Annotated in this window: 20 protein-coding genes; 5 read left to right on the forward strand and 15 right to left on the reverse strand. The window is 66.9% G+C overall.

Features of this window, described 5'->3' with window-relative positions; all coding sequences use genetic code 11:
• Window positions 1-88 precede the first annotated feature (88 nt).
• On the forward strand, window positions 89-1,138 hold the full coding sequence (locus tag R9B84_RS14150; RefSeq protein WP_423758407.1) for an aminoglycoside phosphotransferase family protein: 1,050 nt from the start codon (window positions 89-91) through the stop codon (window positions 1,136-1,138).
• 22 nt (window positions 1,139-1,160) lie between these two features.
• Window positions 1,161-1,880 carry an N-acetylmuramate alpha-1-phosphate uridylyltransferase MurU gene (gene murU / locus R9B84_RS14155; protein ID WP_423758408.1) on the forward strand — a complete coding sequence of 240 codons (720 nt, stop codon included), beginning with the start codon at window positions 1,161-1,163 and terminating at the stop codon, window positions 1,878-1,880.
• 120 nt (window positions 1,881-2,000) lie between these two features.
• Here murU and R9B84_RS14160 read toward each other — a convergent pair whose 3' ends face one another.
• Window positions 2,001-3,872 (reverse strand): ABC transporter ATP-binding protein/permease, encoded by a 1,872-nt coding sequence (locus tag R9B84_RS14160; protein WP_338638519.1) that lies wholly within the window; start codon window positions 3,870-3,872, stop codon window positions 2,001-2,003.
• On the opposite strand from R9B84_RS14160, the gene R9B84_RS14165 reads away from it, so the two are divergent.
• Window positions 3,871-4,035, forward strand: a complete 165-nt coding sequence (locus R9B84_RS14165; RefSeq protein WP_141684908.1) for an acyl-CoA hydrolase — start codon at window positions 3,871-3,873, stop codon at window positions 4,033-4,035. The genes R9B84_RS14160 and R9B84_RS14165 overlap by 2 nt on opposite strands.
• Before the next feature lie 11 nt (window positions 4,036-4,046).
• Window positions 4,047-4,442 (forward strand): acyl-CoA thioesterase, encoded by a 396-nt coding sequence (locus R9B84_RS14170; RefSeq protein WP_034208354.1) that lies wholly within the window; start codon window positions 4,047-4,049, stop codon window positions 4,440-4,442.
• A 37-nt stretch (window positions 4,443-4,479) separates the two neighbouring features.
• On the opposite strand, the gene R9B84_RS14175 is transcribed toward R9B84_RS14170, so the two are convergent.
• Entirely contained in the window at window positions 4,480-4,962 is a 483-nt protein-coding gene (locus tag R9B84_RS14175) for a nitrate reductase associated protein (RefSeq protein ID WP_047898989.1), read from the reverse strand.
• A gap of 121 nt (window positions 4,963-5,083) precedes the next feature.
• Between R9B84_RS14175 and fdhD the strand changes: the two genes are divergently transcribed.
• A complete protein-coding gene (gene fdhD, locus R9B84_RS14180; RefSeq protein WP_423758409.1) occupies window positions 5,084-5,920 on the forward strand; it encodes a formate dehydrogenase accessory sulfurtransferase FdhD in 837 nt (278 codons plus the stop codon).
• A 51-nt stretch (window positions 5,921-5,971) separates the two neighbouring features.
• Here fdhD and R9B84_RS14185 read toward each other — a convergent pair whose 3' ends face one another.
• The 13 genes from R9B84_RS14185 to R9B84_RS14245 form a co-directional block, all read right to left on the reverse strand.
• Window positions 5,972-6,739: an enoyl-CoA hydratase gene (locus R9B84_RS14185; RefSeq protein ID WP_423758410.1), complete on the reverse strand. Its 768-nt coding sequence runs from the start codon at window positions 6,737-6,739 to the stop codon at window positions 5,972-5,974.
• Between the two features lie 92 nt (window positions 6,740-6,831).
• Window positions 6,832-8,031: an acetyl-CoA C-acyltransferase gene (locus R9B84_RS14190; RefSeq protein ID WP_423758411.1), complete on the reverse strand. Its 1,200-nt coding sequence runs from the start codon at window positions 8,029-8,031 to the stop codon at window positions 6,832-6,834.
• 31 nt (window positions 8,032-8,062) lie between these two features.
• Complete coding sequence (locus R9B84_RS14195; protein ID WP_423758412.1) at window positions 8,063-10,498, reverse strand: 3-hydroxyacyl-CoA dehydrogenase/enoyl-CoA hydratase family protein; 2,436 nt, start codon at window positions 10,496-10,498, stop codon at window positions 8,063-8,065.
• A gap of 113 nt (window positions 10,499-10,611) precedes the next feature.
• Window positions 10,612-12,399, reverse strand: coding sequence for an acyl-CoA dehydrogenase C-terminal domain-containing protein (locus R9B84_RS14200; protein ID WP_423758413.1), 1,788 nt, complete (start codon window positions 12,397-12,399; stop codon window positions 10,612-10,614).
• A 58-nt stretch (window positions 12,400-12,457) separates the two neighbouring features.
• The gene (locus R9B84_RS14205) at window positions 12,458-13,057 is read right to left on the reverse strand and encodes a TetR/AcrR family transcriptional regulator (protein WP_034179000.1); all 600 of its coding nucleotides are present in this window, start codon (window positions 13,055-13,057) and stop codon (window positions 12,458-12,460) included.
• A gap of 201 nt (window positions 13,058-13,258) precedes the next feature.
• Window positions 13,259-14,533 (reverse strand): cardiolipin synthase ClsB, encoded by a 1,275-nt coding sequence (clsB, locus tag R9B84_RS14210; RefSeq protein WP_423758414.1) that lies wholly within the window; start codon window positions 14,531-14,533, stop codon window positions 13,259-13,261.
• Entirely contained in the window at window positions 14,530-15,024 is a 495-nt protein-coding gene (gene nudB, locus R9B84_RS14215) for a dihydroneopterin triphosphate diphosphatase (protein WP_423758415.1), read from the reverse strand. The genes clsB and nudB overlap by 4 nt, the downstream gene beginning before the upstream one ends.
• Window positions 15,025-15,184: 160 nt before the next feature.
• Entirely contained in the window at window positions 15,185-16,987 is a 1,803-nt protein-coding gene (aspS, locus tag R9B84_RS14220) for an aspartate--tRNA ligase (protein WP_034179002.1), read from the reverse strand.
• A 67-nt stretch (window positions 16,988-17,054) separates the two neighbouring features.
• A complete protein-coding gene (locus R9B84_RS14225) occupies window positions 17,055-17,705 on the reverse strand; it encodes a DUF502 domain-containing protein (RefSeq protein ID WP_047898998.1) in 651 nt (216 codons plus the stop codon).
• Between the two features lie 61 nt (window positions 17,706-17,766).
• Window positions 17,767-18,117 (reverse strand): FmdB family zinc ribbon protein, encoded by a 351-nt coding sequence (locus R9B84_RS14230; RefSeq protein ID WP_047898999.1) that lies wholly within the window; start codon window positions 18,115-18,117, stop codon window positions 17,767-17,769.
• Between the two features lie 95 nt (window positions 18,118-18,212).
• Entirely contained in the window at window positions 18,213-18,839 is a 627-nt protein-coding gene (locus tag R9B84_RS14235) for an SAM-dependent methyltransferase (protein ID WP_423758416.1), read from the reverse strand.
• A 17-nt stretch (window positions 18,840-18,856) separates the two neighbouring features.
• A complete protein-coding gene (gene ubiB, locus R9B84_RS14240; RefSeq protein WP_423758417.1) occupies window positions 18,857-20,434 on the reverse strand; it encodes a ubiquinone biosynthesis regulatory protein kinase UbiB in 1,578 nt (525 codons plus the stop codon).
• A gap of 12 nt (window positions 20,435-20,446) precedes the next feature.
• Window positions 20,447-21,073, reverse strand: coding sequence for a ubiquinone biosynthesis accessory factor UbiJ (locus tag R9B84_RS14245; protein WP_423758418.1), 627 nt, complete (start codon window positions 21,071-21,073; stop codon window positions 20,447-20,449).
• Window positions 21,074-21,082 lie beyond the last annotated feature (9 nt).

Consider the following 21,082-nt stretch of genomic DNA (forward strand, 5'->3'; position numbering starts at 1 on the left):
GGGCCTGCACGGCGGAAGCTGACGCGGGGCGCGTCAAAAAAGTCGTGGGGTATTATATGGCAAGACGTTCCCCCCTCCCCCGAGTTTCATGACGCCCCCATCCGCCGCATCCCAGCCCGACGCCCGCCTCGAAGCACTCACCGCGTGGCTGCACCCGCTCGCCGGGCGCTACGCGCTCGACCTGTCGACCCTCGCGCCTGCATCGTCGGACGCCAGTTTCCGCCGTTATTTCCGTGTCGCGTCGGCCACGAGCGCCGGCGGCGCGCTGATCGCCGTCGACGCGCCGCCGCCCGAGAAGTGCCGCGAGTTCGTCCAGGTCGCGCAACTGCTCGCCGCTGCCGGCGACCACGTGCCGGACGTGCTGGCCCACGATTTCGACGCGGGCTTCATGCTCGTGACGGACCTCGGTCGCACGCCGTACATCTCGGTGCTCGATCCGGCCGACCCGGCCGCCGCGCGGCCGCTGATGCGCGACGCGCTCGACGCGCTGATCCGCTTCCAGCTCACGTCGAAGCCCGACGTGCTGCCGCCGTTCGACGAAGCGTTCCTGCGCCGCGAAATGGAGCTGCTGCCCGAATGGTTCGTCGGCCGCCACCTCGGCAAGGCGGTCACCGACGCGATGCGCGGCACGCTCGACCGCACCTTCGCGCTGCTGGTCGCCAGCGCGCACGCGCAGCCGCAGGGTTTCATGCTGCGCGACTTCATGCCGCGCAACCTGATGGTCTGCGAGCCGAATCCGGGCGTGCTCGACTTTCAGGACGCCGTCTACGGGCCGCTGACGTACGACGTCGTGTCGCTGCTGCGCGACGCATTCATCAGTTGGGACGAGGAGTTCGAGCTCGACTGCTTCGCGTACTACTGGGAAAAGGCGAAAAAGGCCGGCCTGCCGGTCGATCCGGATTTCGGCGAGTTCTACCGCCAGCTCGAATGGATGGGGCTGCAGCGCCATATCAAGATCCTCGGCCTGTTCGCGCGCATCAATTACCGTGACGGCAAGCCGCACTATCTGAACGACCTGCCGCGCTTCCTCGCGTATGCGCGCAAGGTCGCACTGCGCTACCGCCCGCTCGTGCCGTTCGCGAAGCTGCTCGACGAACTCGAGGGCAACGCGCCGGCCGACGTGGGTTATACGTTCTGACTGTCCTGAAACCCGGCCGAACATGAGCGACACCCTGACCACGGCGATGATCTTCGCCGCCGGGCGCGGCGAACGGATGCGCCCGCTGACCGATACCCGCCCGAAGCCGCTGCTCGAAGCCGGCGGCAAACCGCTGATCGTGTGGCAGATCGAAGCGCTCGCGCTCGCGGGCATCGAGACGATCGTGATCAACCATGCGTGGCTCGGCGAACGGATCGAGGCCGCGCTCGGCGACGGTTCGCGCTGGGGCGTACGGCTCGCGTATTCGGCCGAGGGCGAAGCGCTGGAGACCGCGGGCGGTATCGCGCAGGCGCTGCCGCTGCTCGAGCGCGATGGGCGGTCGACGGTGTTCGTCGCGGTGGCCGGCGACGTGTTCGCCGAGTTCGATTACGGGACGCTCGCCGCCCCTGCAGCGCGCATGTCGACGCTCGACGCGCCCGCGATGCATCTCGTGATGGTGCCGAATCCGCCATTCCATCCGTCCGGCGACTTCGTACTCGGTGGCGACGGGCGCCTGTCGCTCGACGGTGGCGAACGCGTCACGTTCGGCAGCATCGGCCTGTACGACACGCGGATGTTCCGCGATCTCGCGCCCGGCACGCGACGCGCACTAACGCCGTACTTCCGCGCGACGATCGAGGCCGGCCGCGCGAGCGGCGAACTGTACGAAGGCATCTGGGAGAACGTCGGCACGCCCGCGCAGCTCGGCGAGCTCGACGCGCGGCTGCGCGCCGCGGGCTGACCGGACAACGGCCGGACCAGCGGCGCCGCGCCGCGCCGCGTCGTGCCGCTACGCCGCTCGCGCGCCCTTCCGGCAGACCGCCGCCTTCCCGCTGCGCGCCACGGCGCGCAGCCCCGCCGCTCACGCGGCCTCGGCCTCTTCCCCGCCCGCCGCCGCGCGCTGCTGCTGCAGCGCCCACATCTGCGCATACAGCCCGTCCGCGCGCACGAGTTCGTCGTGCGTGCCGCGCTCGACGATCCGTCCGTGATCCATCACGAGGATCTGCTGCGCGTGCACGACCGTCGACAGCCGGTGTGCGATCACGAGCGTCGTGCGATGCCGTGCGATCTGGTCGAGCTCGTGCTGGATCGCGCGTTCCGAGCGCGAATCGAGCGCCGACGTCGCCTCGTCGAACAGCAGGACCGGCGGATCCTTCAGCAGCGTGCGCGCGATCGCGACGCGCTGCTTCTCGCCGCCCGACAGCTTCAGCCCGCGCTCGCCGACCGACGTGTCATAGCCCTTCGGCAAACTTTCGATGAAATCGTGGATGTGCGCGGCGCGCGCGGCCGCGACCACCTCGTCGCGGGTCGCGGTCGGCCGGCCGTACGCGATGTTGTAGTAGATCGAGTCGTTGAACAGCACGGTGTCCTGCGGCACGATCCCGATCGATGCGCGCAGCGAATCCTGCGTGACGTCGCGAATGTCCTGGCCGTCGATCCGGATCGCGCCGCCCGCCTGCCGGTCGAGATCGTAGAAACGGAACAGCAGCCGCGACAGCGTCGACTTCCCCGAGCCGCTGTGGCCGACCACCGCGGTCGTCGTGCCCGCGTCGATCGTGAACGTCACGTCGTGCAGGATCGGCCGCGCCGGCTCGTACGCGAAGTTCACGTGCTCGAAGCGCACCTGCGCGCCGGCCACCGCGAGCGGCTGCGCATCGGGCCGGTCCGCGACTTCCTTCGCGGCCGACAGCAGCCCGAACATCCGGTCCATGTCGGTGAGGCTCTGCTTCAGCTCGCGATAGACGACACCGAGAAAGTTCAGCGGAATATAGAGCTGCAGCATGAACGTGTTGATCAGCACGAGATCGCCGAGCGTCAGCTTGCCCGCGAGCACGCCCTGCGTCGCGCGCCACAGGATGAACACGAGCCCCGTGCCGATGATCGCCTGCTGGCCGAAGTTCAGCACCGACAGCGAGTTCTGCGAGCGGATCGCGGCCTTGCGGTAGCGCTTCAGGTTCTCGTCGTAGCGCTGCGCTTCCCACTCCTCGTTGCCGAAGTACTTCACCGTCTCGTAGTTGATCAGCGAATCGATCGCCCGCGAATTCGCGCGCGAATCGAGTTCGTTCATCGTGCGGCGGAAGTGCGTGCGCCAGTTGGTGACCTTCACGGTGAACACGATGTACGTGACCAGCGCCGCGAACGTCACGTACGCGTAATAGGCCTCGTACTTGACCACGAAGAAGCCGAGCACGAGCCCGACCTCGACGAGCGTCGGCAGGATGCTGTACAGCGAATATGAAATCAGTTGCTGGATGCCGCGCGTGCCGCGCTCGATGTCGCGCGACATGCCGCCCGTCTGGCGCTCCAGGTGAAACCGCAGCGACAGCCCGTGCAGGTGCCGGAACACCTGCAGCGCGAGCTGGCGCACCGCGCTCTCGGTGACCTTCGAGAACAGGATCTCGCGCAGCTCGGTAAACAGCGACGTCGACAGCCGCACGAACGCATACGCGACGACCAGCAGGCCGACGCCGCCCGCGAGCACGATGCCGGCCGACTGCTCGGCGCGGCCGAGCGCGGTGATCTGCTGCACGTAGGACAGGTGGTCGACGATGCGCTTCATCACGACCGGCACGCCGAGGTTCGCGACCTTCGCGCCGATCAGGCAGGCGAGCGCGAGCGCGACGCGCCATTTGTAGGTGGTCAGGTACGGCAGCAGCGACCGGATGGTCTGCCAGTCGTTGCGGGGCCCGGTCGAAGCCGGCGCGGGCTCGCCGGAAGCAGGAAATCGGCGCATGGGGGAAGGATCGGCGGCGGTGCCGGACGCTTTCATCGGCGGCCGGCTCGCCCGCTTTCTCGTACAATTTGCGGACGTTGTATTGTCGCAGAAGCCGCTTCGCGCCGCTGCCGGCGGCCTCGCCGGCCAGCCTGCGCGCGGCGGTGAATTTATTACAGGATGAAAGCCCCCGCCATGACCGATTCGACCCTCGAACTCCCGCAAAAACAGCCCGCGCTGCGCGTCGTCCCGCAACCGCACGACGCGAACGTCCACGGCGACGTGTTCGGCGGCTGGATCATGTCGCAGGTCGACATCGCCGGCTCGATCCCCGCGAGCCAGCGCGCAAATGGGCGCGTCGCGACGGTCGCGGTCAACTCGTTCGTGTTCAAGCAGCCGGTGTTCGTCGGCGATCTTTTGAGCTTCTACGCGACCATCACGCGCACCGGCAACACGTCGATCACGGTCGACGTCGAGGTGTACGCGCAGCGCATGCGCCTGATGGGCGAAATCGTGAAGGTTACCGAAGCGACGCTCACGTACGTCGCGACCGGCCCGGACCGCAAGCCGCGGCAACTGCCGCCGCTCTGACGGACAAGCGCCGCGCTGCGGCGCGGCACGCGGCCCGTCAGTGCGTGGCCGTCAGCCCGAACTCCCGCATCGCGGGCAGGAAATCGTGATTCAGCTTCGGCTTGCGCGACAGCTTCACCAGCACGTAGCGCTGGAACGGCGCGAGCCGCTGCCACTGCGCGAGTGCGGGCGCCGACAGCCCGGCCAGCGCGCTCTGCTGCACGAGCGACTCCGGCACCGTGTCGGTGGCGCGCCAGGTCGGCTGCTCGTCCGGCTGGAACCATGACGGTTCGAGATCGGCGTGCGTGCGCAGCATCTCGAACAGCGCATGATCGAAATTGGGCTCGATCGCGGTGTCGTCGTCGGCCGGAAAGCGCGCGAGCAGCTTGCGGTCCTCGAGCGGCAGCAGTTGCCATTGCTCGAGCGAAATCCGCAGACCGAAGCGGTCGAGATTGAAACGCACGATCATCGGGATGTACGTGAAGTTTTCCGACGAATCGTGTTCGAAGTTGAATAGCAACGGAGCGTCGCTGAGTCCCATGGTCGTTACCTGACGTGGCGGATGCCGGCGCGGCCGGCCTGCCTGAGGTATTTTAGAACCTCTGCGCGCGGGCGGCGGACACGATTGTCGCCGGCCGTGCCTCGAATCAACGGGAGTGCTCGTGAATCCGACCGAATCCGACGAACTGCGCGCCGACCCGCGCGGCGCGATCGAACTGTCCGTGAGCCGCACGCGCGGCGGCGCCGTCGAAACCGCGCACGACTACGTGGGCCAGGAATGGCCCGTCGCACTCGTCTTCAACGGCATCTCGCACGCGGTGATGATGTGTACGCCGTGCGACCTCGAAGCGTTCGCGGTCGGCTTCGCGATCTCGGAAGGGATCGTCGCGCGCGGCAGCGACATCAAGGACATCGAGGTGATCCTGCATGCCGACGCGCCGCTGCCGCACGCGGAAGTGCACCTGGAAGTCGTCCAGCAGGCGTTCGCCGCGCTGAAGGACCGGCGCCGCGCACTCGCGGGGCGCACCGGCTGCGGCGTGTGCGGGATCGAAAGCATCGACCTGCTCGACCTCGCGCCCGAACGCGTGCCCGACACGGGCTTTCTCGCGCGGCTCGCGCCCGACGCGCTGGCGCGCGCGGCGCACGGGCTGCCGGCCCATCAGGCGCTCACGCAGCTCACGGGCGGCCTGCATGCGGCCGCGTGGTGCGACGCAACAGGCGCGATCCGGATCGCGTTCGAGGACGTCGGCCGCCACAACGCGCTGGACAAGCTGATCGGCTCGCTCGTGCTGTCGCGCGCCGACACGACCGACGGCTTCGTGTTCCTGTCGAGCCGCGCGAGCTACGAGCTCGTGCGCAAGGCCGCACGGGTCGGCATCCCGATGGTCGCGACCATCTCCGCGCCGTCGTCGCTCGCGATCGAGATCGCGAAGGCGGCCGGCCTGCGGCTCGTCAGCTTCTGCCGCGAAACCGGCCACGTCGACTACGGCACGGCCTGATCCCGAGCGCGGAATCGCGCCGGCGTTCCACCGCCGGCGCGGCCTGCTCCGTCAGTCGAACTGACGGAAATCCGGCTTGCGCTTCTCGAAGAACGCCGTCATCGCCTCGCGCGCTTCCGGCGCGCGCAGCATCGCGGAGAAGTGGCCCGCCTCTTCGGCCATCCGCGCGGCGGTCGCCACGCCGCCCGTATCCTTCAGCAGCGCCTTCGTCACGCGCAGCGACGACGCCGGCAGCGCGGCGAGCTTCGCCGCCTGCTTCGCCGCGAACGCGTCGAGCTCGGCAGCCGGCAGCACGCGGTTGACGATGCCGATCCGGTGCGCTTCCAGCGCATCGAACGCCTCGCCGAGCAGCAGCTTTTCCGCGGCGACCTGATGGCCGGCCAGGCGCGGCAGCAGCACGCTCGATGCGGCTTCCGGGCACAGCCCGAGCTGCGCGAACGGCAGCGAGAACGCAGCGGTATCGGCCGCGTAGACCAGATCGCAGTGCAGCAGCATCGTCACGCCGACGCCGACCGCAATGCCCGGCACCGCGGCCACGATCGGCTTCTGTGCGCTGCTGATCCGCGCGAGAAACTGGAACACCGACGCGTTCTCGTCGTTCGGCGGCGACTTCAGGAAATCCTCGAGATCGTTCCCCGCGCTGAAATTGCCGTCGCTGCCGCGCAGCAGGATCACACGGACCGCCTTGTCTTCCTGCGCGTCGGCGAGCGCATCGGCCATCGTCTGGTACATCGCCGCCGTCAGCGCGTTCTTCTTCGCCGGGCGCGCGATCGTGATCGTCATTACGCCGTCGGCGCGTTCCACTTGAATTTCGGCCACAACCGTCTCCTTTGACTTTCCTCTATCGGAATGAAAAAACGGTGCGCGAGCTCGTGGCCCGCGCACCGTCGTCGCTTTTCGTCGCGTCCCGCTTACAGGCGTTCGATGATGCCCGCCGCGCCCATGCCGGTGCCGACGCACATCGTGACCATCCCGTACTTCAGGTTGCGGCGGCGCAGGCCGTGCACGACGGTCGCCGCGCGGATCGCGCCGGTCGCGCCGAGCGGGTGGCCGAGTGCGATCGCGCCGCCCAGCGGGTTGACCTTCGACGGGTCGAGGCCGAGATCGCGGATCACCGCCAGCGATTGCGCGGCGAACGCCTCGTTCAGCTCGATCCAGTCGAGATCGTCCTGCTTCAGGCCCGCGGCCTTCAGCGCGGCCGGAATCGCTTCCTTCGGGCCGATGCCCATGATTTCCGGCGGCACGCCGCGCACCGCGAAGCTCACGAAGCGCGCGAGCGGCGTCAGGTTGAATTCCTTCAGCACCTTCTCCGACACGACGAGCAGCGCACCCGCGCCGTCCGACGTCTGCGAGCTGTTGCCGGCCGTGACCGAACCCTTGTTCGCGAACACCGCGCGCAGCTTCGCGAGGCCTTCGATCGACGTATCCGCGCGCGGACCTTCGTCGAGCGCGATCTCGCGCGTCTTCACGTCGACTTCGCCGGTTGCCAGGTTCGGAAAACGCTCGGTGAGCGTGTACGCGGCGATCTCGTCGTTGAACTCGCCGGCCTGCTGCGCGGCGAGCGCCTTCTTGTGCGACTCGACCGAGAACGCGTCCTGGTCTTCGCGGCTCACCTTCCACTGGTCGGCGACGCGCTCGGCCGTCAGGCCCATCCCGTACGCGATGCCGAAGTCTTCGTTGCGATCGAAGATGTGCGGCGACATCGACGGCTTGTTGCCCATCATCGGCACCATGCTCATCGATTCGCAGCCGCCTGCGAACAGCGCATCCGACTCGCCGACGCGGATGCGGTCGGCCGCCATCGCAAGCGCGGTGATGCCCGACGCGCAGAATCGGTTGACCGTCACGCCGCCGACCGTCTGCGGCAGGCCCGCGAGCAGCGCGCCCATCCGCGCGACGTTCAGGCCCTGTTCGGCTTCCGGAATCGCGCAGCCGATGATCGCGTCCTCGATCAGCTTCGTGTCGAAGCCGGGCACCTGCGCGACCGCCGACTTGATCGCGTGGACCAGCAGCTCGTCCGGGCGCGTGTTCTTGAATACACCGCGCGGGGCCTTGCCGATCGGCGTGCGGCTGGCGGCGACGATGTATGCGTCTTGCAATTGTTTGCTCATTTCAGACTCCTTGTCCGCTCTGTCCGCTCGCTCAGTTACGCACCGGCTTGCCGGTCTGCAACATGCCCATGATCCGTTCCTGCGTCTTCTGCGTGCCGAGCAGCTCGACGAACGCGCGGCGCTCGAGCGCGAGCAGCCACTGCTCGTCGACGAGGCTGCCGGCTTCGACGTCGCCGCCGCACACGGCTTCGGCGATGCGGCTCGCGATCAGGTAATCGTGGTCGCTGATGAAGCGGCCGTCACGCATGTTGACGAGCGATGCCTTGATCGTCGCGATCGCCGAGCGACCCGCGACCGGCACGTCCTTCGCGCGCAGCGGTGCGCGGTAGCCGGTGGCGGCCAGTGCGCGCGCTTCCTTCTTCGCGGTGTCGAGCAGTTCGAACACGTTGAAGATGATCGTGTCGGACGGCTTCAGGTAGCCCATCGCACGCGCATCGTGAGCGGATGCCGACACCTTCGCCATCGCCGCGTTCTCGAACGACTTCGTGACGAACTTCAGGATGTCGGTGGTCGCGTTCGCGGCCGTTGCGGCATCCGCCGCGCGCAGCGCCGCTTCCTTCAGGCCGCCGCCCGCCGGTACCAGGCCGACGCCCACTTCGACGAGACCGATGTAGCTCTCGACGTGCACGACGCGCTTCGCGCTGTGCAGCATCAGTTCGCACCCGCCGCCGAGCGCGATGCCCGACACGGCTGCAACGACCGGCACGTTCGCGTACTTCACGCGCAGCATGCCTTCCTGGAACTTCTTCACGAACGGCTCGATGCCCTTCGCGCCGCCCATCATGAACGCGGGCATCGCCTCTTCGAGGTTCGCGCCGGCCGAGAACGGGCCGCCCGGCGCGCCGAGCTTCAGCGACGTCGGCTGCCAGATCACCACGCCCTTGTAGTCCTTCTCCGCGAGTTCGATCGCCTGCACGAGCCCGTCGATCACGCTCGGCCCGATCGTGTTCATCTTCGACTTGAACGACACGATCACGACGTCGTCCTCGCCCGCACGGTCGTCGACCCAGGCGCGCACCGCGTCGGTTTCGAACAGCGTCTTGCCGTAGGTCTTCGGATCGGCGCCCGTTTCGCCGAGCAGCGGCGCACGGAACACCTGCTTGCCGTAGACCGCGAGGTCCGAGCGCGGCACGAAGCGCTGCGCTGCCGGCGCCCACGAGCCTTCGGCCGTGTGCACGCCGCCCTGCTCGGCAACCGGGCCTTCGAGCACCCACGACGGCAGCGGCACGTTCGCGAGCGCCTTGCCGGCCGCGATGTCTTCCTGCACCCACTCGGCGACCTGCTTCCAGCCGGCAGCCTGCCAGCCTTCGAACGGGCCTTCGTTCCAGCCGAAGCCCCAGCGGATCGCGAGGTCGACGTCGCGCGCGTTGTCGGCGATCGACTCGAGATGCACGCCGATGTAGTGGAACACGTCGCGGAAGATCGACCACAGGAACTGCGCGTGCGGATGGTCCGTCTCGCGCAGCAGCTTCAGGCGCTCGGCCGGCGGACGCTTCAGGATGCGGCCGACGGTTTCGTCAGCCTTCGCGCCCGAATCGACGTAGGTGCCCGTCTTCGCGTCGAGCACCTTGATCGCCTTGCCTTCCTTCTTGTAGAAACCGCCGCCCGTCTTCTGGCCGAGCGCGCCCTGCTTCACCAGTTCGGCGAGCACGGCAGGCGTCTGGTAGACCGGGAAGAACGGATCGTCGGCGAGGTTGTCCTGCATCGTCTTGATCACGTGCGCCATCGTGTCGAGGCCGACCACGTCCGCGGTGCGGAACGTCGCCGACTTCGCGCGGCCGAGGCGGCTGCCCGTCAGGTCGTCGACTTCGTCGAAGCGCAGGCCGAACTTCGCGGCCTCGGTGATCACCGCGAGGATCGAGAAGATGCCGACGCGGTTCGCGATGAAGTTCGGCGTGTCCTTCGCGCGCACGACACCCTTGCCGACGATGCTCGTCAGGAACGTCTCGAGCTGGTCGAGGATGTCCGGGCGCGTATGCGCGGTCGGGATCAGCTCGACGAGGTGCATGTAGCGCGGCGGGTTGAAGAAGTGCACGCCGCAGAAGCGCGACTTCAGCTCGTCCGAGAAACCTTCGGACAGCTTCGTGATCGACAGGCCCGACGTGTTGGTCGCGAAGATCGCGTTCGGCGCGATGTGCGGCGCGACCTTCTTGTACAGGTCGTGCTTCCAGTCCATCCGCTCGGCGATCGCCTCGATCACGACGTCGCATTCGGCCAGCTTCGCGATGTCGTCTTCGTAGTTCGCCGCTTCGAGGTACTTCGCGTCGTCCTTCACGCCGAACGGCGCGGGCGACAGCTTCTTCAGGTTCTCGATCGCCTTCAGCGCGATCGCGTTTTTCGGGCCTTCCTTGGCCGGCAGGTCGAACAGCAGCACCGGCACGCGTGCGTTGATGAGGTGCGCGGCGATCTGCGCGCCCATCACGCCGGCGCCCAGCACGGCGACCTTGCGAATCAGGAAATTGCTCACGGGATGTCTCCGGATAATGTCGTGCAGCACGGGATGTGAGGGCTGCACGGCGAAGTGAGTACCAGGAACCGTTGCGTTCGGGCGGCGCGCCTCGCGCACCGCCCGGACTCGCGTCAGAACAGCGATTCGTCGACTTCCATCAGCGTCTTCGAGCCGGCGCGCGCGGCGCGGATCGTCGACGCCGTCTCGGGCAGCAGGCGCGCGAAGTAGAAGCGGGCCGTCGCGAGCTTCGACTTGTAGAACGGATCGCCCGATGCTTCGTTGTCGAGTGCGAGGCGCGCCATCCGCGCCCAGAAGTACGAGAACACCAGGTGGCCGACGGTGCGCAGGTACGGCACGGCGGCAGCACCGACTTCGTCGGGGTTCTGCATCGCCTTCATGCCGATTTCCATCGTCAGCTTCTGCACCTTGTCGCCGATGTCGGCGAGCGGGTTGATGAACTCGGCCATTTCCGGCTTCACGCCTTCGGCTTCCGCGAATTCCGTGACGAGCTTGCCGAACTTCTTCAGCTTCGCGCCCATGTCGCCGAGCACCTTGCGGCCCAGCAGGTCGAGCGACTGGATCGAGTTCGTGCCTTCGTAGATCATGTTGATCCGCGCGTCGCGCACGTACTGCTCCATGCCCCACTCGGAGATGAAGCCGTGGCCGCCGTAGATCTGCATCGCGTGGTTCGTGCACTCGAATGCGTTGTCGGTCAGGAACGCCTTGATGATCGGCGTGAGCAGCGCGACGAGGTCGGCCGCTTCCTTGCGCACCGCTTCATCGGCGTGCGACAGCTCCTTGTCGATCTGCAGCGCGGACCAGTACGTGAACGCGCGCGCGCCTTCCGCATACGCCTTCTGCGTGAGCAGCATGCGGCGCACGTCCGGGTGCACGATGATCGGGTCGGCCGGCTTGTCCGGTGCCTTCGGGCCCGTCAGCGAGCGCATCTGCAGGCGCTCCTTCGCGTACGTGAGCGAGTTCTGGTACGCGACTTCCGTGAGGCCGAGGCCCTGTGCGCCAACGCCGAGACGGGCCGCGTTCATCATCACGAACATCGCGTTCAAGCCCTTGTTCGGCTCGCCGACCATCCAGCCTTTCGCGTTGTCGAGGTTGATCACGCAAGTCGAATTGCCGTGGATGCCCATCTTGTGCTCGATCGAGCCGCACTTGACGCCGTTGCGCTCGCCCGGCGCGCCCGCTGCGTCGGGAATGAACTTCGGCACGATGAACAGCGAGATGCCCTTCGTGCCCTGCGGCGCTTCCGGCAGGCGCGCGAGCACGAGGTGGACGATGTTCTCGGCCATGTCGTGTTCGCCGCTCGAGATGAAGATCTTCGTGCCGCTGATCGAGTACGAGCCGTCGCCGTTCGGTTCGGCCTTGGTGCGCAGGATGCCGAGGTCGGTGCCGCAGTGCGGCTCGGTCAGGCACATCGTGCCGGTCCATTCGCCCGTCACGAGCTTCGGCAGGTAGGCCTTCTGCAGTTCCGGTGCGCCGTGCGCGTGCAGGCATTCGTACGCGCCGTGCGACAGGCCCGGATACATCGTCCATGCCTGGTTCGCCGAGTTCATCATCTCGTAGAGCGCGTTGTTCACGAACGCGGGCAGGCCCTGGCCGCCGTAGTCCGGATCGCAGCCGAGCGCCGGCCAGCCGGCCTCGACGTATTGCTGGTAGGCCTCCTTGAAGCCGGTCGGGGTCTTCACGACGCCGTCGCCTTCATACGTGCAGCCTTCCCGGTCGCCGACCTGGTTCAGCGGGAACAGTACCTCGGAGCAGAACTTGCCCGCTTCCTCGAGGACCTGGTTGATCGTGTCGGCGTCGAGGTCCGCATGCTTGGGCATTTGCTTGACTTCGGCTTCGACGTTCAGAAGCTCGTGCAACACGAATTGCATGTCGCGCAGCGGCGCGGCGTACTGTCCCATGACTCTCTCCAAAGGTGGGCAAAACGGCTCGAGCTCCTGGCGGGCGGTTGACGCGCCGCTAACGGCTCTCGCTCTGATACGAAACAATCGTCTTTTCCAGCGCGGCCCACGTGAGGCGCACGGCATCCGGCGAATGCAGGAAACGTGCGTCGTGATGCAGGCCGAGCGTGAAGCTGTACAGCTCGAAGAGCATCAGGTCCGGATCGGTGTCCGTGCGCAGATGCCCCTCTTCCATCGCCTGCGAAATGGCGCGCAGCAACGCGGCACGCCAGGCCGTCACGCTCGCGATCAACTGCTCGCGCACGGGGCTGTCCGGCCGGTCGTCGTACTCCACTGCGCCGCTGATGTAGATGCACCCAGTCGTCACCTCCTGGATGCGCTTCTCGATCCAGCGCGCCAGCATCGCCCGCAGACGCGGCAGACCGCGCGCTTCGCGCAGGCTCGGAAAGAACACCTCGTTTTCGAAACGATGGTGATACTCGCGGACGACCTCGACCTGCAGGTCCTCGCGCGATCCGAAGTGCGCGAACACGCCGCTCTTGCTCATCTGCATGCGCTCGGCCAGCAGGCCGATCGTCAGCCCCTCCAGCCCATCACGGCTGGCGAGGTCCAAAGCAGCTTCAAGTATCGCGGCACGCGTCTGTTCGCCTTTTCGCATAGCTATTTCTGTAACCGTTCGGGGGTTCGAATAAAATCGAACGGCCGTACTATTATTGAGTGCGGCCGCTCGCGAAACAAGGAAATTATTAGAAACCGGTGTCTAACCGAGACGCTATTTTGCGCGATTCCGGCGGGACCGGAGCGGCTTTTCCGCACGAACGTGCGGACAGATTTTTTTGAAGCGGATGCTTAGTCTGCGTCAGTCGTAACTGCCGACCGTCAGCGCCTTCATCACGACCCGATACGCGGTATAGGCGAGCCAGTTCAGCATACGCTCGATGCGCGGGCGCGCGGCGAATCGCGCGGGGTCGATCTCCCGGCCATCGGCGAACGCGGCCGCGATCGCATCGCGCAGTTCGTTCGTGACCGCATCGTAGCGCACCAGCACGACGTTCGCCTCATTGTTCAGCATCAGGCTCAGCGCGTCCAGATTCGACGAGCCGACCGTCGCCCAGTTGTCGTCGATCACGGCCACCTTGCCGTGCAGCATCGTCTTGTCGTATTCGGCCACGCGCACGCCCGCGCGCAGCAGCGTGTGATAGAGGAACGGCACCGCCGTATCGAGCGCCGCGAACTCCTTGCGGCCGATCAGGATCCGCACGTCGACGCCGCGTCGCGCGGCGCCCGTCAGCGCGCGACGCAGCTTGCGGCCCGGCATGAAGTACGGATTCGCGAGCAGGATCTGCTGGCGCGCCTGGCCGATCGCCGCGAGATAGGCCTTCTCGATCGCGCGGCGGTTTACGACATTGTCGCGCGCGACAAACGCGACGCTCGGCTCCGTCACGACCCGCAGCGCGCCGGCCTTGATCCACCGGTGGCTGCGCATCCAGCGCCGGAACATGTCGGGGAACGCTTCGCCGCCATGCAGCCCGGCCGCGTACTGCGCATACGGTTTGTGGCCGAACTGGATCCGGTGCCACTGCAGCTCGAACGCGGCGCGCACGTCGGACACCGCGGGCCCTGCCATCTCGACCGCGAAATCCCAGCGCGGAAACGGCAGCGTCGTGCCGTTTTGCGCGTAGTCGTCGACGATGTTGATGCCGCCGCAGAACGCGGTCGCATGATCGATCACCGCGAGCTTGCGGTGCGTGCGCGAAAAGCCGAAGCGGCCGAACAGGAAGCGGTTGTAGATGCAGTGCTCGACGCCGGATTGCGCCCACGTATCGAACAGCGGCAGCCGTGCGGTGCCGATGCCGTCGGTGATCACGCGCACGCGCACGCCGCGCTGCGCCGCGCGGATCAGCGCGTCCGACACCGGCCGGCCGGCCGCGTCGTCGCAGAAGATATAGGTTTCGAGCATCACCTGCTCGCGCGCGGCATCGATCCGCTCGATCAGTGCCCGGAAGAATCCGCCGCCGCCCTCGAACAGCCGCACCGTGTTGCCCGCCGTGAACGCGAGCCGCGACGCGGAGCCGCGTTCCTGCAGGAACATCTGCCGCAATTGCGCGAAGCGCTTGCGGGTCTCCGCAGTCATGCGGACGAGCCGTGCGGCGTGCGCGCGAGTGCGACGCGCACGGGCAATTGCAGGATCGCCTCGGCGTTCGACGGCGAGAAGCAGCGCGCGGCCGCCTCGCGGAACGGCAGCCACGCGTGATCCACATGCTCGCGCGGCGACAGCGTCACGTCGACGCGACGCGGCACGCACAGGCCGAACCAGTGCTCGGTGTTGCGCGTGACGCCCGGTGCGTAGCGGTGCAGGTATTGCGGATAGATCGTGTATTCGATCCGGTGGCGCCAGTCGACCAGCGCGGCGGCCGGCACGTCCGGCGTGCCGACCGAGATGCCGGTTTCCTCGGCCACTTCGCGCGCGGCGGTGAGCGCGAGCGGCTCGTCGAGCGCGTCCTTCGATCCGGTCACCGATTGCCAGAAATCGGGCTGGTCGGCACGCTTGATCACCAGCACATCGAGGTCGGGTGTGTAGATCACGACGAGAACGGATTCGGGGATTTTCGGCGGCTTCGTCATCTTTGTTTCATGCGGCACAGGGCCGCGCGCCGGGCATGTGCTCCGAACGTGCGGCAAGTGCTGCGACTGTACCGCAAAAAATGAAAAAGGCGCATCGCTGCGCCTTTTTCAGTTGCGTCGTGTGCGCGTCGCCGCACACACGACCGGGTGCGAAAACGCGTTACGCCTTCGGCTGTTCCGGCTGACGCAGACGGATGTGCAGTTCGCGCAGCTGACGCTCGTCGACCGGGCTCGGTGCCTGCGTGAGCAGATCCTGCGCACGCTGCGTCTTCGGGAACGCGATCACGTCGCGGATCGAGTCGGCGCCGGCCATCATCGTGACGATGCGGTCGAGGCCGAATGCGATACCGCCGTGCGGCGGCGCGCCGTACTGCAGCGCGTCCAGCAGGAAGCCGAACTTCAGTTGCGCCTCTTCCGCGCCGATCTTCAGCGCGCGGAACACCTTGCTCTGCACTTCCTCGCGGTGGATACGCACCGAGCCGCCGCCGATTTCCCAGCCGTTCAGCACCATGTCGTATGCCTTCGCGAGGCAGCGGCCCGGGTCGGTCTCGAGGTACTCGAGGTGCTCGTCCTTCGGGCTCGTGAACGGGTGGTGCGCAGCGACGTAGCGCGCATCTTCGTCGTCGTATTCGAACATCGGGAAGTCGACGACCCACAGCGGCTTCCAGCCGGCCTGGACGAGGCCGTTCGCCTTGCCGAATTCCGAATGGCCGATCTTCAGGCGCAGCGCGCCGAGGCTGTCGTTGACGACCTTCGCACGGTCGGCCGCAAAGAAGATGATGTCGCCGTCTTCAGCGCCGGTGCGCTCGAGGATCGCTGCGATCGACGCATCGTGCAGGTTCTTGACGATCGGGCTCTGCAGGCCGTCGCGGCCCTTCGCCTTCTCGTTGACCTTGATCCAGGCGAGGCCCTTCGCACCGTAGATGCGCACGAATTCCGTGTAGCCGTCGATGTCGCCGCGCGACAGCTCGCCGCCCTTCGGCACGCGCAGCGCCGCGACACGGCCGTCCTTCGCGTTGGCCGGCGTGCTGAACACCTTGAAGTCGACGTCTTTCATCGCGTCGGTCAGCTCGGTGAATTCGAGCTGCACGCGCAGGTCCGGCTTGTCCGAACCGAAACGCGCCATCGCTTCCGAGTACGGCATCACCGGGAAGGTCGCGTCGAGTTCGACGTCGATCGTCGTCTTGAAGATGTGACGGATCATGTCTTCGAACAGGTCACGGATTTCCTGCTCGCCGAGGAACGACGTCTCGCAGTCGATCTGCGTGAATTCCGGCTGACGGTCGGCACGGAGATCTTCGTCGCGGAAGCACTTGGTGATCTGGTAGTAACGGTCGAAGTTCGCGACCATCAGCAGCTGCTTGAACAGCTGCGGCGACTGCGGCAGCGCGAAGAACTGGCCCGCGTTCACGCGCGACGGCACGAGGTAGTCGCGCGCGCCTTCCGGCGTGCTCTTCGTCAGCATCGGCGTTTCGATGTCGATGAAACCTTGCTCGTCGAGGTACTTGCGCGCCTCGATCGCGACGCGGTAGCGCAGGCGCAGGTTGTGCTGCATCTGCGGACGGCGCAGGTCGAGCACGCGGTGCGTGAGACGCGTCGTTTCCGACAGGTTGTCGTCGTCGAGCTGGAACGGCGGCGTGACCGACGCGTTCAGCACGTTCAGTTCGTGGCACAGCACTTCGATCTTGCCGCTCTTCAGGCCGGCGTTGACCGTGCCGTCCGGACGGTTGCGCACGAGGCCCTTGATCTGCACGCAGAACTCGTTGCGCACGCCTTCGGCGGTCGCGAACATCTCCGCGCGATCCGGGTCGCACACCACTTGCACGAGGCCTTCACGATCGCGCAGGTCGATGAAGATCACACCGCCGTGATCGCGGCGGCGCTGCACCCAGCCGCACAGCGACACGGTTTGGCCCAGCAGGTGTTCGGTCACGAGACCGCAGTATTCAGTACGCATCGACATGATGTTTGCTTTCGTTCGGTTTGATCAACGGGCGCCGCAACGCGCGGCCCGGGCGATGATTCTTTACTTACAGCGGCGGCTCGACGGGGCGGCGGGCGGGCGCCGGAGCCGGCGCCGGGGGCGCCACCACGCCCATCGAGACGATGTACTTCAGCGCGGCATCGACCGACATGTCGAGTTCGATGACTTCGCTCTTCGGCAGCATCAGGAAGAAGCCCGACGTCGGGTTCGGCGTCGTCGGGATATACACGCTCACGTATTCTTCCGTCAGATGATTGAGCACGTCGCCGCCGGGCGTGCCGGTCAGAAACGCGATCGTATACGAGCCGCGGCGCGGGTATTCGATCAGCAGCGCCTTGCGGAACGCGTTGCCGCTGCTCGACAGCAGCGTGTCCGACACCTGCTTGACGCTCGTGTAGATCGGCCCGACGACCGGGATGTGGCGCACGACCGCGTTCCACCAGGTGACGAGCTTCTGGCCGATGAAATTCCGCGTGGCCAGCCCGACGACGAAGATGAACGCGAGCGTCAGCACCGCGCCGATCCCCGGCAGGTGGAAGCCGAGCAGCCGCTCGGGCTGCCACGATTCGGGCAGCAGGAGCAGCGTCTGGTCCATCGTGCCGATGATGAGACCGAGCACCCACAGCGTGATCGCGAGCGGGACGAGAACCAGCAGGCCGGTCAGAAACACCGATTTCAGGGTCGTCTTTTTCATCATCTGCCGTCAATGAACCGCGCTGGCGGCGCGGGGTAGTCGCGGCCCGGCCGGGCCGCGACGGTCAACTGCTGGCGGCGGCGGGCGCTGCAGCCGGTGCCGGCGCGGCGCTCGTCGTCGTGCTTTCGGAACTGCTCGATGCAGCCGGCGCGTCCGCTGCGGGCGTAGCTGCCGCAGCGGCTGCCGGCGCCGCGTCGCCCGACGCCGTCGCCGGCGCGCTGGCGCCGCCCGAGCCGCCGCGGAAATCGGTGACGTACCAACCGGAGCCCTTCAGCTGGAAGCCCGCGGCAGTCACCTGCTTGCGAAACGCATCCTTCCCGCATTCCGGGCACTGCGACAGCGGCGCGTCGCTCATCTTCTGGAGCACGTCCTTCGCGAAACCACACGCTTCGCATCGATAGGCGTAGATCGGCATGATATTTTTCCCGCGGAAACTGGAAACGGCTTGCAAAACCTTGAATTATAGCCGAAACCCCGACGCGCTCCGGCAACGGCCGTGACGCCCGCGCATCAACGGCGGCGCCACGTGAGCCAGCGCTCGTGCCCTTCGAATACGGCCAGCGAATCGGTGACGGGCAAATCCTCGATCAGGTCGAAGTGCGGCGCAAGCAGCGCGTCGAGTTCGGCACGCTCGATCCCGAACGGCGGCCCCTTCGGTTTCGCCGTCACGAAGAAATAGCCGGCCAGCAATCCGCCCGCCGGCAGCAACTCGGCCATCCGTGCCGCATAGTCGGCGCGCAGGCTCGGCGGGAGCGCGCACAGAAACGCGCGCTCATACACCCACTGCACGTCGAACGGCGGCCGGTAGGCGAAAAAGTCGGCCTGCTCGACGACGTCCGCATGCGCGCCGAGCTGCGCCTTCGCGACAGCCACCGCCTGCGCGGCGAAATCGATCGCACGCACGGGCCAGCCGGCCTGCGCGAGCCACCCGGCCTCCTGCGCACTGCCGCAGCCGGGGATCAGCACCGCGCACGGCTCGAGCCGGTGCGCGAACACGCGAAAGCCGTCCGGCACGCCGCCGAATTCCCACGGCGTCACGCCGCGCTCGAAACGCTCGTCCCAGAACGACGCGTTGCCGGGGTCGCGCGTCGCGAAATCGGCGGCCGTCGGCGCGGCCGGTTGTTTCGGATCGGACATCGCGCTGCTCCTTTCGGTCATGCGCCGTATGCGAGCGCGAGCAGCACGCGCGCAACGAGCGCCCCGACCCCGACGGCAAGACCGAAGATCAGCAGCGCCTGCATCAGCCGGTTCGTACGTTTCTGCTCGATGAGGATCTGGCGCATCAGGTCCTCGCTCGCGGCGCGCGGCGCGTCATGGCGCGCCGCCATCGCGTGGTGGATCAGGCGCGGCAGTTGCGGCAGCGTCTTGCTCCACTGCGGCGCCTCGACCTTGAAGCGCTCGTACCAGCCGCGCAGGCCGATCTGCTCGGTCATCCAGCGCTCGAGGTACGGCTTCGCGGTCTTCCACAGGTCGAGTTCAGGGTCGAGCGAGCGGCCGAGCCCTTCGACGTTCAGCATCGTCTTCTGCAGCAGCACGAGTTGCGGCTGGATCTCGACGTTGAAGCGGCGCGACGTCGAGAACAGGCGCATCAGCACCTGGCCGAGCGAGATGTCCTTCAGTGCACGGTCGAAATACGGCTCGCACACCGCGCGGATCGCGCTTTCGAGCTCCTCGACGCGCGTCTCGGGCGGCACCCAGCCCGATTCGAGGTGGAGCGTCGCGACGCGGTGGTAGTCGCGCTTGAAGAACGCGAGGAAGTTCTGCGCGAGGTAGTTCTTGTCGAAATCGGACAGCGCGCCGACGATCCCGAAATCGAGCGCGATGTAGCGGCCGAACGTGTTCGGATCGAGGCTCACCTGGATGTTGCCGGGGTGCATGTCCGCATGGAAGAAGCCGTCGCGGAACACCTGCGTGAAGAAGATCTCGACGCCTTCGCGCGCGAGCTTCTTGATGTCGACGCCGGCCGAGCGCAGCGTCTCGACCTGGCTGATCGGCACGCCGGTCATGCGCTCCATCACGAGCACCTGCGACGTCGAGAAATCCCAGAACATCTCGGGCACGAGCAGCAGGTCGAGGCCCGCGAAATTACGGCGCAACTGGCTGCCGTTCGCGGCTTCGCGCATCAGGTCGAGCTCGTCGTGCAGATACTTGTCGAATTCGGCGACGACCTCGCGCGGCTTCAGGCGCCGACCGTCGGCCCACATCCGCTCGGTCCAGATCGCGATGTCGCGCATCAGCGCGAGATCCGAATCGATCACGGACAGCATGTTCGGGCGCAGCACCTTGACGGCGACGGCCTTGCCCGCGTGCACGCCCTGCTTGAGTTTCGCGAAGTGCACCTGCGCGATCGACGCGCTTGCGATCGGCTCGCGCTCGAATTCGTCGAACAGCTCGTCGACCGGCGCACCGAGCGACTTCTCGATGATCGCGATCGCGACCGCCGAATCGAACGGCGGCACCTGATCCTGCAGCTTCGCGAGTTCGTTCGCGAAATCGACCGACAGCAGGTCGCGGCGCGTCGAAAGCACCTGGCCGAACTTCACGAAGATCGGGCCGAGGCTTTCGAGCGCGTGACGCAGCCGCACGGCGGGCGGATCGGAATAGCGGCGGCCGATCGTCGTGATCCGCAGCAGCAGCTTCACGCGCCGGTCGTCGATCCGGGACAGCATCACTTCGTCGAGACCAAAGCGGATGACGGTGTAGACAATCTTGATGAAACGGAAAATGCGCATGCCCTGCGGCCCTCAGTGCGCGCCGCGCGGGCCGGAACCCGTGCGCGCGCCGATTTTTTGTTCGAGTCGCTCGACCCGCTTTTCGACCCGCGCGAGTGCATCGCGTGCGCGCGCCAGTTCGGCGTCGAAGCCGCCGAGCGCCGTGCGCCGGACGACTTGCGGGTTTTCGTCGAGCCAGTACTCGGCGACGGAATCGAGCACGTTGCGGCCCGTGCGTCGCGCGCGTGCGCCGGCATCGCGCACGACCGTCGCGATCCGGTACGCCGCCGCGTCGCCGACCAGCTTCGCGAGATCTTCTTCCGGTTCCCAGCGCAGATGCTCGGCCAGCTTCGCGATCTGCGTCGCGAATTCTGCATCGCCCTCGATCTTCACGTGCTTCATCACGGCCGCCTGGCCGCCCTGCAGGAACGCGGCGACCGCGTCGCCCGCGAGTGCGATCGACACGTCGACCTGTTGCGCATCGTGCGCGTCGACAGCCGACAGATAACCGTCCGGCTGCACCAGCAGCGTGAGCGTGACGGGGGGCACGTCGATCCGGGCAGTCTTGCCCGCATACGGAATCAGGCGGTCGCGCGCCCACGATTCGCGCGCGAGCAGGTGATTGACAGCAGCAGCAAAAGGCTTGGCGGCAAAGGTCATCGGGCTGGG

This window comes from Burkholderia sp. NLJ2 (assembly GCF_049487195.1).
Classification (GTDB): Bacteria; Pseudomonadota; Gammaproteobacteria; order Burkholderiales; family Burkholderiaceae; genus Burkholderia; species Burkholderia pyrrocinia.

Excerpts from the sequence above, each read along its gene's own strand:
- R9B84_RS14160 (WP_338638519.1), bottom strand. The coding sequence starts at position 3,872 with ATGCGCCGATTTCCTGCTTCCGGCGAGCCCGCGCCGGCTTCGACCGGG.
- ubiB (WP_423758417.1), bottom strand. The coding sequence starts at position 20,434 with ATGCGCATTTTCCGTTTCATCAAGATTGTCTACACCGTCATCCGCTTT.
- R9B84_RS14175 (WP_047898989.1), bottom strand. The coding sequence starts at position 4,962 with ATGGGACTCAGCGACGCTCCGTTGCTATTCAACTTCGAACACGATTCG.
- R9B84_RS14170 (WP_034208354.1), top strand. The coding sequence starts at position 4,047 with ATGACCGATTCGACCCTCGAACTCCCGCAAAAACAGCCCGCGCTGCGC.
- aspS (WP_034179002.1), bottom strand. The coding sequence starts at position 16,987 with ATGTCGATGCGTACTGAATACTGCGGTCTCGTGACCGAACACCTGCTG.
- R9B84_RS14200 (WP_423758413.1), bottom strand. The coding sequence starts at position 12,399 with ATGGGACAGTACGCCGCGCCGCTGCGCGACATGCAATTCGTGTTGCAC.
- R9B84_RS14225 (WP_047898998.1), bottom strand. The coding sequence starts at position 17,705 with ATGATGAAAAAGACGACCCTGAAATCGGTGTTTCTGACCGGCCTGCTG.
- murU (WP_423758408.1), top strand. The coding sequence starts at position 1,161 with ATGAGCGACACCCTGACCACGGCGATGATCTTCGCCGCCGGGCGCGGC.
- R9B84_RS14190 (WP_423758411.1), bottom strand. The coding sequence starts at position 8,031 with ATGAGCAAACAATTGCAAGACGCATACATCGTCGCCGCCAGCCGCACG.
- clsB (WP_423758414.1), bottom strand. The coding sequence starts at position 14,533 with ATGACTGCGGAGACCCGCAAGCGCTTCGCGCAATTGCGGCAGATGTTC.
- R9B84_RS14165 (WP_141684908.1), top strand. The coding sequence starts at position 3,871 with ATGGGGGAAGGATCGGCGGCGGTGCCGGACGCTTTCATCGGCGGCCGG.
- R9B84_RS14230 (WP_047898999.1), bottom strand. The coding sequence starts at position 18,117 with ATGCCGATCTACGCCTATCGATGCGAAGCGTGTGGTTTCGCGAAGGAC.
- R9B84_RS14235 (WP_423758416.1), bottom strand. The coding sequence starts at position 18,839 with ATGTCCGATCCGAAACAACCGGCCGCGCCGACGGCCGCCGATTTCGCG.
- R9B84_RS14245 (WP_423758418.1), bottom strand. The coding sequence starts at position 21,073 with ATGACCTTTGCCGCCAAGCCTTTTGCTGCTGCTGTCAATCACCTGCTC.
- R9B84_RS14205 (WP_034179000.1), bottom strand. The coding sequence starts at position 13,057 with ATGCGAAAAGGCGAACAGACGCGTGCCGCGATACTTGAAGCTGCTTTG.
- nudB (WP_423758415.1), bottom strand. The coding sequence starts at position 15,024 with ATGACGAAGCCGCCGAAAATCCCCGAATCCGTTCTCGTCGTGATCTAC.
- R9B84_RS14150 (WP_423758407.1), top strand. The coding sequence starts at position 89 with ATGACGCCCCCATCCGCCGCATCCCAGCCCGACGCCCGCCTCGAAGCA.